We start from the raw sequence: 14,771 nt of genomic DNA on the forward strand, positions 1-14,771 counted from the left end.
ACCCTGCCTGCAGCAGATGGTCGAAGCCTATGAGGAAACCGGCGGCAATATGGTGGCGGCGATGGAAGTCGCGCCCGAGAAGACCTCATCCTATGGTGTACTCGATGTCAAAGAGGACATGGGCAAAGTGGTTTCGGTCAACGGGATGGTCGAAAAACCAAAGGCAGAGGATGCGCCCTCGAACCTCGCGGTGATCGGCCGGTATATCCTGTCCCCTTCGGTGATGAGAAACCTCCAACAGAAGAAGAAAGGCGCGGGCGGCGAGATCCAGCTCACCGACGCGATCGCCCAGGACATCGGCCAGGGTGAACCCGTCTATGGCTATCGCTTTGACGGCAAACGGTTTGATTGCGGCTCCAAGGCCGGGTTCCTGCGTGCGACGGTCGCCTTTGCCCTCGCCCGCGAGGATTTGCGCGACGATCTGATGGCCTATGTCAATCAGATCGCGCTGAACGCAAATGCGGCAGAGTAAGTCCCCTGCGCCGGCCTGCGCCGGACTGGATGCCGGATCGACACCGCGCACGCCTGCCCTAGCAGGTTGGGCGATCACGGCCCTCCAGCAGCCCGAGGTCACTGAGTGATTTCTGCGCTGGTTGCGCTTTTGACAGGTGATCCAGCCCCTGCCCCAAACCGCTGAGGCGCGGATCCGCAAGCATCAGGCAGGTCTGACGCAGGCGCCCGGTCTCGTCACAGACCGCCTGACACCGCCAGTTCATCGACGCGCGCCGCAGTTGTTCTTGAACAGGCGTGCGCAGCGGCCTGCGGATTTGCGCAGACTGCCGCATCAACGGGCTGTCCCCTGACAGGCTGTCGGGCAGATGCGCCTGTCCTGGGGACAACAGCAGAAGACTGGTGCACACTATCGCAGCCCCTTTGAGGCACCATGCCGGGCCAGTCGCCCGTTGCAGCGTGATCGCAGTCCTGTTGTGCTGTGTCATCTGATGCCGCCGGTCCACTCGATCTGCGCATGGACAAGGCATCCCCGACGCCCCATCCACGCACAGTTTTCTTCCCACTCCGCCACCCCGGCGTTGCAGACAGAAGACCTCAGGAGCGTTAATCTTCCCCTTAACGAAAGCCGGGACTGCAAGGAAAAGTTCAGACAAATTTCACAAAGGTGAAGAGGATCCGGCGCAGCCCGTCCCTTCGGCCAGCGCCATCGGCGCGGTACTGCCGCTGTCCTCCAGATGCCAGATGGCGCTCCAGGTTCCATTTTCCCGCTTCAATTCCAGGTAGTTCCGCTCCGCCGCGTAGCGATGCTTCTGCCCCGGCAGCGGGTGGATACGGATCGGGTGGCCCGGAACCGGCGCGTCCCCCAGCCCCGCCAGCGTGCCCAATCCGCGCGCATAGGCTTGCGGCGGGGCCCGGTGGGCAATGCCGGAGGCCACAAGCTGTTGCACCGGCGCCTCCCGCGCCTGCATTTCGGCCCGCGTGGCCAGATGGATCTCGCCGGATACCACCGTCACCGGGCTGGTTTCATGCCATTTCAGAACCTGCTTCAGCATCCGAACCCATTCCGCGCGGTGGGCCCGGCTTTGCCATTGATCGCGCAGGTCATCTTCGTATTTCTGCATCGTGGGGATCATCAGCATGAAACGCTCCACCAATGACAGGCGGGGCCCCAACAGCGGTACGCTGGATATCAGAAACGTGTGCTCTGTCCCCGGCTGCATGGCTTCGGTGGCGGACCAGCCATAGGCCCCCATGACCTGCCGCCGCCCGCGTTCTGCACGCAGATCGGGGGCCAGGAACTGCACCCCGGGCAAGGCGCGCTGCCAGGACAGGGAGGTGCCGGTCTTGTCCAGGAACAGATCCGGGATGTCCGCCTCCACCGCCGCATGCTGGAACAGCAGATACATCTCGCGGGCAACCCGGTAGAGGCATTGACCGACCTCGGAGTGGGTCTTGCGACGATAGAGCGAGCCCCAGCCATCGCAGATGTCATGATCGTCCCAGATCGCAAGCGTCGGCACCCGCGCCATGATCCAGCTGGGGGCCGCGCCAAACAGGGCCTGCACATAGCGCGCGGCAAAGCGTCCGCGCAGGTGATCTGCCAGGTCCTCGAGCTCCTCTGCATTCCGGGGGCGCGGCACCTGATCCGGCCAGGCATCACTGAGCGGATGGCCCTGTGTGGCCTCGTCGGCATAGATCTGGTCGCCGCCCTGCAACAACAGCGCAAAGGGGGCGCGTCGGTGCTCGTCGCACATATGCGCCCACATCTTGTTGCGCTCCTCCTGATCGCGGTCGAGATCGCCCTCTTCCTCGCCGTTGCAGGAGGCGAAGGCGATCCGCAGGTCGCCGTCGACCCTGGTCTGGACCGGGTAGGTCTCGCCGTCGAACTGATAGCCGCCCGCGTCCTGAGAGAGGGTGAAATCGTAGCGCCAGATCACATTCTCGCCGACCTGCCGCAATCGGAGAGGATCATGCGCGCGCCCATCGGCCTGCAGAGGACCCGGTTGTTCCCCCGCCGGCAGAAGAACCATCGCAGCCAGTCGCAAACCGCCCTGCTCCAACCCGCGATAATAGAGAATGGGCCCCAGACGCGCCGCATCAAATTCTGAAGTCATTTGCCCCTCATTTCCAGTCCGTCCGCCGCATTGGCCCCGATCAGACATAGGTTGTTTGTCGCCCCAAAAGAACCCGTGAAGACCGAGGTCCTGTCAAATACGGCAAGACCTGAGGATTTTGCCCGACAGGTGACCAACCCGGCCCCGGAGGACCCTGCGCGATCTCGTGCCATGGACAGAATGCCGTTGCTCCGCCGGTGGGGTGCAAGCTTAACGCTGAGCTCGCGGTTCTGTTCCGCATGCGTCAGAAAGAACGACCCCGTGTTGCGCCGGCAGACCCTGGACAAGCCGGAGAGCCAGGGCGGACGACCCGTCACCAGGGTGCGGTGTTTCGGATGCTGACGCATCCGACCAGCGCGGGGGCGCGGCCTGACGGCCGCGCCCCCGCGGACAGGTTTCAGACCACCTCGACACGCAGGGATGTCAGAGGGGGGCAGGACAGTTCCATCACATCACCGCGTTGCACCGGCCCGACCCCGGCAGGTGTGCCGGTCAGGATCACATCCCCTGCCGCAAGCCGGTAATAGCGCGAGAGATGGGCGATGATCTCCGGGATCTTCCAGATCATCTGGTTGAGATTGCCCTGCTGCCGCAGGTCTCCGTTCACCGTCAGGCGCAAGTCCCCCTCGTGCGGGTGGCCGATTTCTGTGGCTGGCGAGAGCGGCGCCACCGGCGCTGCGTGTTCAAAGGATTTGCCGATCTCCCAAGGACGGCCCGCAGCCTTGGCCTGGCCTTGCAGATCGCGCCGCGTCATATCGAGCGCGAGCCCGTAGCCCCAGACATGCTCCAGCGCCTCTGCTTCGGTGATGTCCTGGCCGCCCTGGCCCAGGGCCACGAGAAGCTCTGCCTCGTGGTGTACCTCCGCACTCATCACCGGATAGGGAAATTCACCGGACGCATCGAGACTATCCGGCGCTTTTTGGAAGAAGAACGGCGGCGCGCGCTCCGGGTCATGCCCCATTTCGATCGCGTGGGCGGCGTAGTTGCGGCCGATGCAATAGACGCGCCGCACCGGAAACAGCGCCTGCGACCCGAGGATGGGCAAGGCCGCTTGTGGCGGGGGCGGTACAACATACGCGGGATGGGCGGCGGGCATGGGCAGTCCTTTCCTGATCATCAGAGACAGGGATAGCCATTTCGCGCCGCAGCGCCAAGTGGCCCGGTCACCCACGCGCCTCGGCACGGCGGACGCGCGGGCTGTGGCCGAAATGCGCGCCAAAGCTCTTGGCGAAATGCGCCTGGCTGACAAACCCCGTGGCCAAGGCCACTTCCGACACCGGCAGGCGGGTCTGGCGCAGTAGGTCGTCGGCTTTTTCCAACCGTTGCACCAGGTAGTGTCGCATCACGCTCTGGCCGATGTCGGCAGAAAACTGTCGCGAAAGACTGCGGGGGCTGAGCCCCACCAGCTGGGCCAGTTGCTCCAGCGTCAGGGGGTCGGCCAGATGCGTCTCCATCAGCGCCAGGGCGGCTGCCACAGCCCGGTGCAGCCCCTCCGTCTGATCCGAACGTTGCGGAGCATCCGCGGCGCGAATGCCGGTATGGATGTACCAATCACTGACCCTGCGGGCCAGCGCCGCACCATGATCCGAGCGGATCAACGCATGCATCAGGTCCAGTGGCGCCACGCCCCCCGCGCAGGTATAGCGATCCCGGTCAATGACGAAGAGCCGCCGTTCCATCAGGTAGTCCTCCGACAGCGCACGCAGGGCGTCGAAGTGCTCCCAATGCACTGTGAAGCGGCGATTTGCCATCACGCCCGCGCGGGCCAACAGCACCGCACCGCCCGAAATGCCACCCAGCGGCACCCCCGCCGCTTGTAGTCGCCGCAGCCACGCCAGCACCAAAGGGTCCAGCGTTGCAAACGGATCCCCGCCCGCGATCACAAACACAAGGTCAAGCGGCCCTCCAGCCGCCATGGCCCCGCTGCTGATCGGCTCCGTGTCGAACCCGGCGCCGCAGGACGCACAGACCCGCCCCCCCTGTCGCGACAGGAACGTGAGGCGGTAGAGGTCCGTCCCGCTCAGGAGATTTGCAGCCCTGAACGGTTCAACCGCGGAGGCCGCCGACATCAGCGCAAAACCGTCGACGAGCAAAACGCCATACCGGCGGGGTGTCTCTGGATTGTCCATATATGACAAAAATTCGACTGAATTGGAAAAGTCAACAGCCTTCAAGACGCCTAGTGTCACGCAAAGCAGTTGCCAAGGACCCGAGACACCACATGCGATACTCCGCGCTCCGCATCGCCAAGGAAGCCCTGACCGGACACAAGGGCTGGACTCCCGCCTGGCGCGACCCAGACCCGCAGCCCGCCTATGATTACATCATCATCGGCGGCGGCGGGCATGGGCTCGCCACCGCTCATTACCTGTCCAAGGTCTATGGCAAGGCCCGTATTGCGGTGCTTGAAAAGGGATGGATCGGCGGCGGCAACGTGGGACGCAATACCACCATCATCCGCTCCAACTACCTGCTGCCCGGCAATGAGCCGTTTTATGAGTTCTCGCTGAAACTCTGGGAGGGGCTGGAACAGGACCTGAACTACAACGCGATGGTCAGCCAGCGCGGCATCATGAACCTGATCCATACCGACAGCCAACGCGACGCCTATCGCCGCCGCGGCAATGCGATGATCCTGCAAGGCTCGGATGCGGAACTGCTGGATGCGGAACAGGTCCGCAAAGAAGCGCCATTCCTGAACTTCGACAATGCGCGCTTCCCGATCAAGGGCGCGCTGGTGCATCGCCGTGGCGGCACCGTGCGTCACGATGCGGTGGCCTGGGGCTATGCCCGGTCGGCGGACAGCCACGGCGTCGACATTATCCAGAACTGCGAGGTCACCGGCTTTGACATCGCACAGGGCCGCATCAAAGGGGTCGAGACCTCGCGCGGCTATATCGGTGCCACAAAGGTCGGCGTGGCGGTGGCGGGCAATTCCTCCAAGGTCATGGCGATGGCCGGGATGCGTCTGCCGATCGAGAGCCACGTGTTGCAGGCCTTTGTCTCCGAAGGGCTGAAACCGGTGATCCCGGGCGTCATCACCTTTGGGGCCGGGCATTTCTACGTCAGCCAGTCCGACAAGGGCGGCCTGGTCTTTGGCGGCGATATCGACGGCTACAATTCCTACGCCCAGCGCGGCAACTTGCCGGTGGTCGAGGACGTGGCCGAAGGCGGCATGGCGCTGATGCCGATGATCGGGCGCGCGCGGCTGCTGCGGATGTGGGGGGGCATCATGGACATGTCGATGGATGGCTCGCCCTTCATCGACCGCACCGCTGTTGACGGGCTCTATTTCAACGGCGGCTGGTGTTACGGCGGCTTCAAGGCAACGCCGGCGTCTGGGTATGCCTTTGCCCATCTCCTTGCCACCGACCAGCCGCATGACACGGCGACGGCCTATCGTCTCGACCGCACCCAGACCGGTCGCATGATCGACGAAAAAGGCGTCGGCGCCCAGCCGAACCTGCACTGACCCGAAACGCCCACAGACAAACCCGGACAGAACGATGATCATTCCCCACCCGCTCCTCGGCCCCCGCGACGCGCAAGAATTCACCTATTTGGGCGATGCAGGGCTTATCAACCGGCCGTATTGGCTGTCGGAGGACGCTGCGCGCGCCTTTCATGATTACCTCTACCTGCGCGACAATCCTGCCGGCCAGCACCGCGAATTGTGGTTCCATGAACAAGGCGACCGCTCCTGGCTCGTGGTGACGCGCGACACCACCACGCATGACATCCTGAAGGTGGAGCTTGCCCGCGATGTGGCTCTGGCCCGGAGGGGCGCGGCATGAGCCAGATCAACCGTCTCTCCGGCGGCCAGCTTGATCGCAGCCGGCCCCTGACGTTCACTTTCGACGGCAGATCTTACACGGGCCATCCCGGCGACACGCTGGCCTCGGCCCTGCTGGCCAATGGCGTGCGCCTGATGGGCCGCAGCTTCAAGTACCACCGCCCGCGCGGGCTGGTCTCTGCCGGGTCCGAAGAGCCCAACGCGCTGGTCGAGCTGCGCACCGGCGCGCGGCAGGAGCCCAACACCCGCGCCACCGTGGCGGAGTTGTACGACGGTTTGAGCGCGCAGAGCCAGAACCGCTGGCCGTCGCTCGCCTTTGATGCGCTTGGCGTGAACGATCTGTTCTCGAATGTCCTCACCGCCGGGTTCTACTACAAGACCTTCATGTGGCCCCGCGCCTTCTGGGAAAAATTCTACGAGCCGATCATTCGCCGCGCGGCGGGCCTCGGGTCGCTCTCGATGGAGGCGGATCCGGATGCCTATGACAAGGGTTTTTTGCATTGCGACCTGCTTGTCATCGGTGCTGGCCCCGCAGGTTTGGCCGCGGCGCTGACCGCCGGGCGCAATGGCGCGCAGGTGATCCTTGCGGATGAGGATTTCACCCTTGGCGGTCGCCTCAATGCCGAGGTCGAGGAAATCGACGGCACGCCCGCACATCTCTGGGCCGCGACTGCCGTCGCCGAACTGCAAACCCTGCCCAATGTGCGTCTCATGCATCGCACCACGGTGCTTGGCGCTTTTGACCACGGGACCTATGCGGCGCTGGAGCGCAACGCAGACCACGTCGCCGCGCCTGCGCCAGACATGCCGCGCCAGACGCTGTGGCGGATCTATGCCCGCCAGAGCCTCCTGTGTGCCGGAGCGACCGAACGCATGATCGCCTTTCAGAACAATGACCGCCCCGGCGTGATGATGGCTGGCGCGATGCGGGCCTATGCCAACCGCTGGGCGGTCACGGCGGGGCAGCAGGTGGCGGTTTTCACCAACACCGACAACGGTCACCGCACGGCACGCGATCTCGCCGCGCTGGGAGTGGACGTTGTCGGCGTGGTCGACAGTCGACCCAGCGCCACCGCCCTTGGCGACTACCCGCTGTTTGCCGGGGCGCAGGTGGTGGACGCCAAGGGCAAGCTTGGCCTCACCGGCGTTACGATCCGCCGCGCAGACGGCAACACCCAGACCCTGCCCTGTCAGGCGCTTGGTGTCTCCGGCGGCTGGAACCCCAATGTCTCCCTCACCTGCCACCAGCGTGGCCGCCCGGTCTGGAACGACCAGATCGCAAGCTTCGTGCCCGGCGCGCAGCTGCCTCAGGGGATGCGTGTGGCGGGCGCCGCATCGGGTCTGTTCTCCACTGCTGAGGCCTTGCAATCCGGTATCGACGCCGCGCGCGCAGCGCTCGAGGCACTCGACCTCAAGACCACCGCGCTCCCCTGCCCGCGCGCCGAAGATGGCGCCTATGACATCGCCCCCCTCTGGTATGTGGCCGAAGGCAAGGGCCGCAAATGGCTCGATTTCCAGAACGACGTCACCGTAAAGGATGTGAAGCTCGCCCATCAGGAGGGTTTCCGCTCGGTGGAGCATCTCAAGCGCTACACCACCCTCGGCATGGCAACCGATCAGGGCAAGACCTCCAACCTCGGCGGGCTTGCGGTGATGGCAGAGGCCACCGGCCAGAGCATCGCCGAAACCGGCACCACCATGTTCCGCCCGCCCTATACCCCCGTCGCTATGGGCGCGCTGGCCGGGCGGGCTGCGGGCAAGGACTTCAAACCGACCCGCCTCACCCCCTCGCACCACTGGGCCGAGGAACAGGGTGCGGTCTTTGTCGAGGCCGGCCTGTGGCTGCGCGCGCAGTATTTCCCGCGCCAGGGCGAAACACACTGGCGCCAGACGGTCGACCGCGAGGCCCTTGCCGTGCGCAGATCCGTCGGCGTCTGCGACGTCACCACGCTGGGCAAGATCGATGTGCAGGGCAAGGACGCGGCGACCTTCCTGAACCTTGTCTACGCCAATGGATTTGCCAAGCTGCCGGTCGGCAAATGCCGCTACGGGGTGATGCTGCGCGAGGACGGGATCGCCATGGACGACGGCACCGCCGCGCGCCTGGCCGAGGATCACTTCGTCGTCACCACCACCACCGCCAATGCCGGACCGGTCTATCGCCACATGGAGTTCGTGCGCCAATGCCTGGTGCCAGAGATGGACGTGCAGCTGATCTCCACCACCGACGCCTGGGCGCAATATGCGGTGGCGGGGCCGAATGCGCGCAAGCTGTTGCAAAAACTTGTCGATCCCGGTCATGACATCAGCAACGAGGCCTTCCCCTTTATGGGCTGTGGCGAGATCACCATCTGCGGCGGCCTGCGCGCGCGTCTGTTCCGGATCTCCTTTTCCGGCGAACTGGCCTATGAGATCGCCGTGCCGACCCGCTATGGCGACGCCCTGATGCGCGAGCTGATGACGGAGGGCGCGGAGTTCGACGTCACCCCCTATGGCACCGAAGCCCTCGGCGTGCTCCGGATCGAGAAAGGTCACGCCACCGCCAATGAGCTGAACGGCCAGACCTCGGCCGATCACCTCGGGATGGGGCGCATGGTGTCGACGAAGAAGGACTCCATCGGTGCGGTGCTGTCCCGGCGCGACGGGCTGAACGCCCCCGAAGGCGTCCGGCTGATGGGGTTTGAGGCACTGGACGGAGAGCCCCCCCTGCCCGCGGGCAGCCACCTCTTTGCAACCACCGCAACCGCGCAAGGGGCCAGCGAAGGCTGGTTGTCCTCCGCCGCCTATTCGCCGCACCTGGGCAAATCCATCGCGCTTGGTTTCCTCGAACGCGGACAGGACCGCCTGGGCGAGGTCGTTACCGTCGCCAACCCGCTTCAAGGCCAGAGCCTGAAGGCCCGCGTGGTCAGCCCCCATTTCATCGATCCCGAAGGAGAGCGTCTGCGTGCCTGATCAAAGCCCCGCCCCCCGCCTCATCGCACGCACCGCATTTGGTGCCGACCATCCCTGCGTGGAGACCATCGGCCCCTGGACCCTGATCGAGTGTCCGAACCGCGCCATTGCCTCTGTCACCGCGCGTCAGGGGTATGAGGATGCAGTTGCCGCGACCCTCGCCACGCTTGCCTCCGGTCCTGTGGACCTTGGCACGCTTCGCAACGGTCCCTCTGTTGATGTGTTCGGAACAGCCCTTCAGCAATGGTTTGTCACCGCCGATCACACCGAACAGGAGCACCTCGCCCGGACTCTGGCGGACGACCTCGGTATGACCGCATCGGTGACAGAGCAGAATGATGGCTGGGTGGTCTTTACGCTCCAAGGTGACGGGGTGATCCGGGTGCTGGAGCGTTTGGTCATGACAGACCTCCAGGCCCTGAGCAACGGCAGCGCCCAGCGCCTGCTTCTGGAGCACATGAACGTCTTCCTGCTCTGCCGAGAGCAGGATCAGGCCTATGACATTCTTGTCGCGCGCTCCTTTGCGCTGTCGCTGCACCACGCGGTGACCACAGCCATGCGCAGTGTCGCGGCGCTGTCAACGATGTCCTGACCCGCTGCGATTCCGGTATTCCGAGCCGGTTTCCCCGGGACCAAAACAAAATCGCCCGCCGGACGGCACGTCCGGCGGGCGATTTCAGTCTGGCAACACCGAAACTGGTGTGGACCGCCGGGATTACTCTCCGGCGATCTCGTCCGCGGTCACGGGCAGGCCCGCGCGGCCACGAATGCTGTCGTTGATGATCGCCTTGATGAGGGCAACGCCCATCAGCGCCATGACCACCGAGAACGGCAGCGCGCCGATCACCATGGCCGTCTGGATGGCCCCGAGGCCGCCCACGATCAGCAGCGCCCCGACCACCAGGGCCAGCGCCGCACCCCAGAAGATGATATGCGGACGCGCCTTTGGTCCTTCGTCACCGGCTGCGTTGATGGTGTTGATGATCAGCACCGCCGAGTCGGCCGAAGTCACCAGATAGGTCAGCAGCAGAACCGCAACCACCACGGAGAACACCCAGGCCAGACCATCGCTCAGCAACACCGCGAGGGTTGCATACAGCTGATCCGACAGGCCGGTTCCCAGAATCGCATTCTGCGCGACGCCGGAGAGTTCCAGATCAATGGCGGTGCCGCCGACCAGCGCGAACCAGACGAAACACATCACCGATGGCACCAGCATGGCGCCGAAGACATACTCGCGAATGGTACGTCCCCGCGAAATCCGCGCCAGGAACAGGCCGACAAAGGGGGCAAATGCAATCCACCAGGCCCAGTAGAAGACGGTCCAGCCACCTTGCCAGCCTTCGAGCGCAGCCCCGACCTCGGTGCCATTGTCGCTCCAGACCGTGAACATCATGCTCGGGAGGGCCACGACATAGTCATAGATCCCCGTTGCCAGCGCATTCAGGCCAAAGAACGTGGACCCGAACAGCAGGAAGAAGAACAGCAGAAAGAAGCTCAGCGCCATATTGATATTGGAGAGCCATTTGATGCCTTTGCCGACACCGGACAGCGCGGACAGGGTCGAGGCCCCCATGATGACCACCAGCGACAGGATGACCGCCGCGACCGAAGCCTTTTGCGATCCGTCGGCAGCCGTCACCAGCAACCAGTCGCCAAGACCGATACGGTTCAGACCGGCGACGAACTGTTCGACCCCATAGCCCAGCGTCTGCGACACCCCGAGGACCGTTGCGATCACCGCAACAACATCAACCGTGTGCCCGACATAGCCGGACAGGCGCCCGCCAAACAGCGGCGTCAGGGCGGAGCGGATGGTCAGCGGCAGACCGCGGCGATAGGCAAAGAACGCAAGCGCCAGCCCGGTCAAGGCGTAGGCCCCCCACGGGGACAGGCCCCAGTGCAGGAAGGACCATTTGTAGGCCGAGCGGACCGTCTCGGCGCTCGCTCCCGCGACCAGCCCCTGGATCACATCGGGGTTGTTCTGGAAGTGGTAGATCGGTTCGCCGGTGGCATAGGTCAGCACGCCGATCCCCATGCCCGCACCGAACATCATCGAGAACCAGGAAAAGGCCGAGAATTCGGGCTTTTCATCCTCGTTGCCCAGCCGCAGGTTGCCGGAACTGGGCCAGATGGCGAGCCCGAGGCAGACGATCACAAAAAAGGCGACGACGTAAATGTACCAGTAATTGAAGCTGGCAAGAATGAGAGTATTGAACCGCGACAACACGTCGGCGGCCTGGGTGGGAAAGGCAACGGCCCAGAGGATCAGCGCCGCAACGAGAATCTTGGCGGTGATGGTGACGTCTTTGGTGAACCCTTTGTAAAAACCGCTGTCCGCGGTCTTGATCTCGAGCTCCGTCAAAGGAGGTTTAAGAGACATAAAACTGACATTCCTCTCTGTTATTTTCTCGGCACATGAGGCAAGGAATCGCATGTGCCCTTTGTGTTGCCACCGACCTGGGAAGCATGTGGTGGATTTGCGTAGCCTCCTGTTTCGCCACGCGAACCGCCAACGGCGATCCGACAGGAAATGACGGCAATACGTCACTGAATGTCGGCTTGTTTTCCGGAGAGGTCGCAATTCTGAAGGCCGCCGTCGCAAAGCAGATGCCACCCGCGTTTGCCCCTCGCGCGCGCTGCACAAAGATGAGAATCCTCGCGCCCCGAAGATCTCAGTTGCGGGCTGCTGTTCCGGTGCGCCATTCCTTGCGCCGCCCTGCCCGCGCAATTCGTGCTTGCCGCCTCACGCCGAAAGTCCTGCATAAAAAGCAGGCGCAATTCCGAAAACTGTGCGAATTAAAATAAAACCTGCATTAGCACTGATTGCCTGATCCGCGCTGCGACCTAAGCTCAGAACATAGCCCCTCTGACAAGGAGGCATGCAATGCGACGACTTCTGGTTTTCAGTGATCTGGATGGCAGCCTGCTGGATCACGACAGCTATGACTATACTCCGGCGCTGCCCGCCATCGCCGAGATCTACGCACGCGGCGGGATACTGGTTCTTGCCAGTTCAAAGACCGCGGCAGAGATGCTGCCGCTTCATCATGATCTGGGCCTGGGCGATACGCCGATGATTGTCGAGAACGGCGCCGCCTGTGTCTCGCCCGAGGGCATTGGCAGCAAGACCGCCGATTATCGCGCCATTCGGCAGGTGCTGAGCACCCTGAACGCCCCGTTTCGCGGTTTTGGCGACATGAGTGTTGCCGAAGTCAGTGCCCAGACCGGCCTGTCCCATCTTCAGGCCGAGCGCGCCAAGGCCCGGCAATTCAGCGAACCCGGATTATGGCAGGGTGACGCCCATCAGCACGCCGCATTTCTGGCCGCCCTGGCGCGGCACGGGATCAATGCCAGCCGGGGCGGGCGGTTCCTGACCCTGTCCTTTGGGGCAAGCAAGGCCGATCAGATGGTGAGACTGCGGCAGCGCTATCGCGGCTGTTTCACCATTGCGATCGGGGATGCACCCAATGATTTTGACATGATCGCTGCGGCCGACCGCGGCGTGGTGATCCGCAATCCGCACAGCCCGGACCTGCCCCGGTTTCAACATGAACACCGCATTTTGCGCACAGAGCACTCCGGTCCCGACGGCTGGTACGCAGCGGTGATGCAACTTCTCTCAGACTGGGATCAGGAACAGAAAGGAACCGCCACGCATGGCTGACTTCCACCAGAACGGCAATATTGCCCAATTTCACGATCTGCGCTGCCGCCCGGTGGAAGAACTGGAATACGAACTGTCAACCTTTGCCCAGACCCGCAAGATCTCGTTGATCCTGCCCTGTCTGTATTCGGAGCTGGAAGGGCCAGCCCTGCGCCACATCCTGGATGAGCTGGCGCGGGTGCCGTATCTGCACCACATCGTGATCGGCCTCGACCGGGCCACGGAGGCGGAGTATCGCCACGCCCGGCAATATTTTTCCTCGCTGCCGCAGAACCACAGGGTGCTCTGGAACGACAGCCCGCGGATGCGCGCGCTTGGTGCGCGGCTTGCCGAACAGGGGCTGGCACCGCCCGAACCCGGCAAGGGCAAGAACGTGTGGTCCTGCATCGGATACCTGCTGGCCCAGGCCGAAAGCTCTGTCGTGGCGATCCATGACTGCGATATCACCACCTATTCCAAGGAGATGCTGGCCCGCCTGGTCTATCCGGTGGCGCATCCGGCGTTCTCCTACCAGCTGTCCAAGGGGTTTTATGCCCGCGTCGGTGGCGGCAAGCTGAACGGTCGGGTGTCCCGCCTGCTGGTCTCGCCGCTGCTGATCGCGCTCAAGCGCACCATCGGGGATCGTGACTACATCGACTATCTGCGCAGCTTCCGCTATCCGCTCTCCGGCGAGATGGCCCTGCGGGCGCCGCTGTTGCCGGACCTGCGCATCCCCTCCGATTGGGGGCTGGAGATCGGCGTCCTGTCAGAGGCCTGGCGGAACCTCGGCCGCAAGGCGGTGTGCCAGGTGGAAATCGCCGACAACTACGATCACAAACACCAGTCCCTGAGCCCCGAGGATGCCTCTGCAGGTCTCAACCGTATGTCCACCGACATCTGCAAGGCCATTTTCCGCAAGCTCGCGGCGGACGGTACCGTGTTCACGCCCAATGTCTTTCGCACGCTCAAGGCGACCTACTATCGCTCGGCGCTGGACCTGCTGGAGGCCTATTCTCACGACGCGATCATGAACGGCCTGGAAATGGACCGTCATGGCGAGGAAAAGATGGTGGAGATGTTTGCCAACAACATCATGACCGCGGGGCAGGTCTTTCTCGAAAACCCGCACGAGACGCCCTTTATTCCCAACTGGAACCGCATCCATTCCGCCAACCCGAGCTTTCTCGGCGATCTGAAGGCGGCGGCACTGGCGGATGAGGCCGAGTTTGTCCCGGAATAACCTGGGGCCCGTGCGAAATATGCGCCTCAGCTGCGAAAGGCCGCATGATAGGCGACTTCGCCCGTTGGGTTCGGGCCCTGCAAGGTGAGGGCCATGAAGTATTCGACGGGGACATTCGGCAGCACCAAACCTGCGTGGCAGGCAAAGCCAAACCGCGAGTAATAGGCGGGATCCCCCAACAGCACGACACCCTTGGCCCCCAGCGCCGAAAGCCGTTTCAGACCGTCGCGGATCAACAGGGAGCCGATCCCCTGCCGCTGCCGATCCGGGGTGACCGAAATCGGCCCGAGGCCAAACCAACCGCAGTCGGCACCATCGATCGTCACCGGAGAAAAGGCGACGTGACCGATCACCTCGTCCCGATCCGCCGCGACCAGGGACAGGGACAATGCACCGGCGCTGCGCAAATCGGATATGATCCCGGGTTCCGTGCCGTCACTATAGGGATGCCCCCTGAACGCAGCCACGGTAAGTGCGTGAATGGCGGCTTCATCACCGCGTCTTTCTTCGCGTATGTTCATGGCTTCCCCTGCCCGGGTCAACGCGATCTCTCGCTCGTTATTTCAGCAAAAA

The 14,771-nt window shown here is 63.7% G+C and carries 13 protein-coding genes; 7 read left to right on the forward strand and 6 right to left on the reverse strand.

Features of this window, described 5'->3' with window-relative positions; all coding sequences use genetic code 11:
- Positions 1-472: UTP--glucose-1-phosphate uridylyltransferase (locus MHM88_RS18900; protein ID WP_255734765.1), on the forward strand; the 472-nt coding region annotated here is incomplete at its 5' end.
- Positions 473-530: 58 nt separating this feature from the next.
- On the opposite strand, the gene MHM88_RS18905 is transcribed toward MHM88_RS18900, so the two are convergent.
- The 4 genes from MHM88_RS18905 to MHM88_RS18920 all read right to left on the reverse strand — a co-directional run bounded on the left by MHM88_RS18905 (position 531) and on the right by MHM88_RS18920 (position 4,636).
- Positions 531-860, reverse strand: coding sequence for a hypothetical protein (locus tag MHM88_RS18905; protein ID WP_239368177.1), 330 nt, complete (start codon positions 858-860; stop codon positions 531-533).
- A 249-nt stretch (positions 861-1,109) separates the two neighbouring features.
- On the reverse strand, positions 1,110-2,567 hold the full coding sequence (locus tag MHM88_RS18910; protein ID WP_239368179.1) for an alkaline phosphatase D family protein: 1,458 nt from the start codon (positions 2,565-2,567) through the stop codon (positions 1,110-1,112).
- Between the two features lie 397 nt (positions 2,568-2,964).
- Positions 2,965-3,663: a fumarylacetoacetate hydrolase family protein gene (locus MHM88_RS18915; RefSeq protein ID WP_239368181.1), complete on the reverse strand. Its 699-nt coding sequence runs from the start codon at positions 3,661-3,663 to the stop codon at positions 2,965-2,967.
- Positions 3,664-3,730: 67 nt separating this feature from the next.
- The gene (locus MHM88_RS18920) at positions 3,731-4,636 is read right to left on the reverse strand and encodes a GlxA family transcriptional regulator (protein ID WP_239322757.1); all 906 of its coding nucleotides are present in this window, start codon (positions 4,634-4,636) and stop codon (positions 3,731-3,733) included.
- A gap of 152 nt (positions 4,637-4,788) precedes the next feature.
- On the opposite strand from MHM88_RS18920, the gene MHM88_RS18925 reads away from it, so the two are divergent.
- Genes MHM88_RS18925 through MHM88_RS18940 form a run of 4 tightly spaced genes read left to right on the forward strand, consistent with a single transcriptional unit; the run spans position 4,789 to position 9,904 of the window.
- Positions 4,789-6,039, forward strand: coding sequence for a sarcosine oxidase subunit beta family protein (locus MHM88_RS18925; RefSeq protein ID WP_239368182.1), 1,251 nt, complete (start codon positions 4,789-4,791; stop codon positions 6,037-6,039).
- A 34-nt stretch (positions 6,040-6,073) separates the two neighbouring features.
- On the forward strand, positions 6,074-6,361 hold the full coding sequence (locus tag MHM88_RS18930) for a sarcosine oxidase subunit delta (protein ID WP_239368184.1): 288 nt from the start codon (positions 6,074-6,076) through the stop codon (positions 6,359-6,361).
- Positions 6,358-9,312 (forward strand): sarcosine oxidase subunit alpha family protein, encoded by a 2,955-nt coding sequence (locus MHM88_RS18935; RefSeq protein WP_239368186.1) that lies wholly within the window; start codon positions 6,358-6,360, stop codon positions 9,310-9,312. Before MHM88_RS18930 ends, MHM88_RS18935 begins: the two co-directional genes overlap by 4 nt.
- Positions 9,305-9,904, forward strand: coding sequence for a sarcosine oxidase subunit gamma (locus tag MHM88_RS18940; RefSeq protein WP_239368188.1), 600 nt, complete (start codon positions 9,305-9,307; stop codon positions 9,902-9,904). Before MHM88_RS18935 ends, MHM88_RS18940 begins: the two co-directional genes overlap by 8 nt.
- 123 nt (positions 9,905-10,027) lie before the next feature.
- Here the strand turns inward: MHM88_RS18940 and MHM88_RS18945 are convergent, their stop codons facing one another.
- On the reverse strand, positions 10,028-11,695 hold the full coding sequence (locus MHM88_RS18945; RefSeq protein ID WP_239368190.1) for a BCCT family transporter: 1,668 nt from the start codon (positions 11,693-11,695) through the stop codon (positions 10,028-10,030).
- A 504-nt stretch (positions 11,696-12,199) separates the two neighbouring features.
- Here MHM88_RS18945 and MHM88_RS18950 point away from each other — a divergent pair.
- Positions 12,200-12,979 (forward strand): mannosyl-3-phosphoglycerate phosphatase, encoded by a 780-nt coding sequence (locus tag MHM88_RS18950; protein WP_239368192.1) that lies wholly within the window; start codon positions 12,200-12,202, stop codon positions 12,977-12,979.
- Complete coding sequence (locus tag MHM88_RS18955) at positions 12,972-14,198, forward strand: glycosyl transferase (protein WP_239322750.1); 1,227 nt, start codon at positions 12,972-12,974, stop codon at positions 14,196-14,198. Before MHM88_RS18950 ends, MHM88_RS18955 begins: the two co-directional genes overlap by 8 nt.
- A gap of 26 nt (positions 14,199-14,224) precedes the next feature.
- Here MHM88_RS18955 and MHM88_RS18960 read toward each other — a convergent pair whose 3' ends face one another.
- Positions 14,225-14,719 carry a GNAT family N-acetyltransferase gene (locus MHM88_RS18960; protein ID WP_239368194.1) on the reverse strand — a complete coding sequence of 165 codons (495 nt, stop codon included), beginning with the start codon at positions 14,717-14,719 and terminating at the stop codon, positions 14,225-14,227.
- Positions 14,720-14,771 lie beyond the last annotated feature (52 nt).

The sequence above is a fragment of the Epibacterium sp. MM17-32 genome (genome assembly GCF_022348205.1).
Lineage (GTDB): Bacteria > Pseudomonadota > Alphaproteobacteria > Rhodobacterales > Rhodobacteraceae > Epibacterium.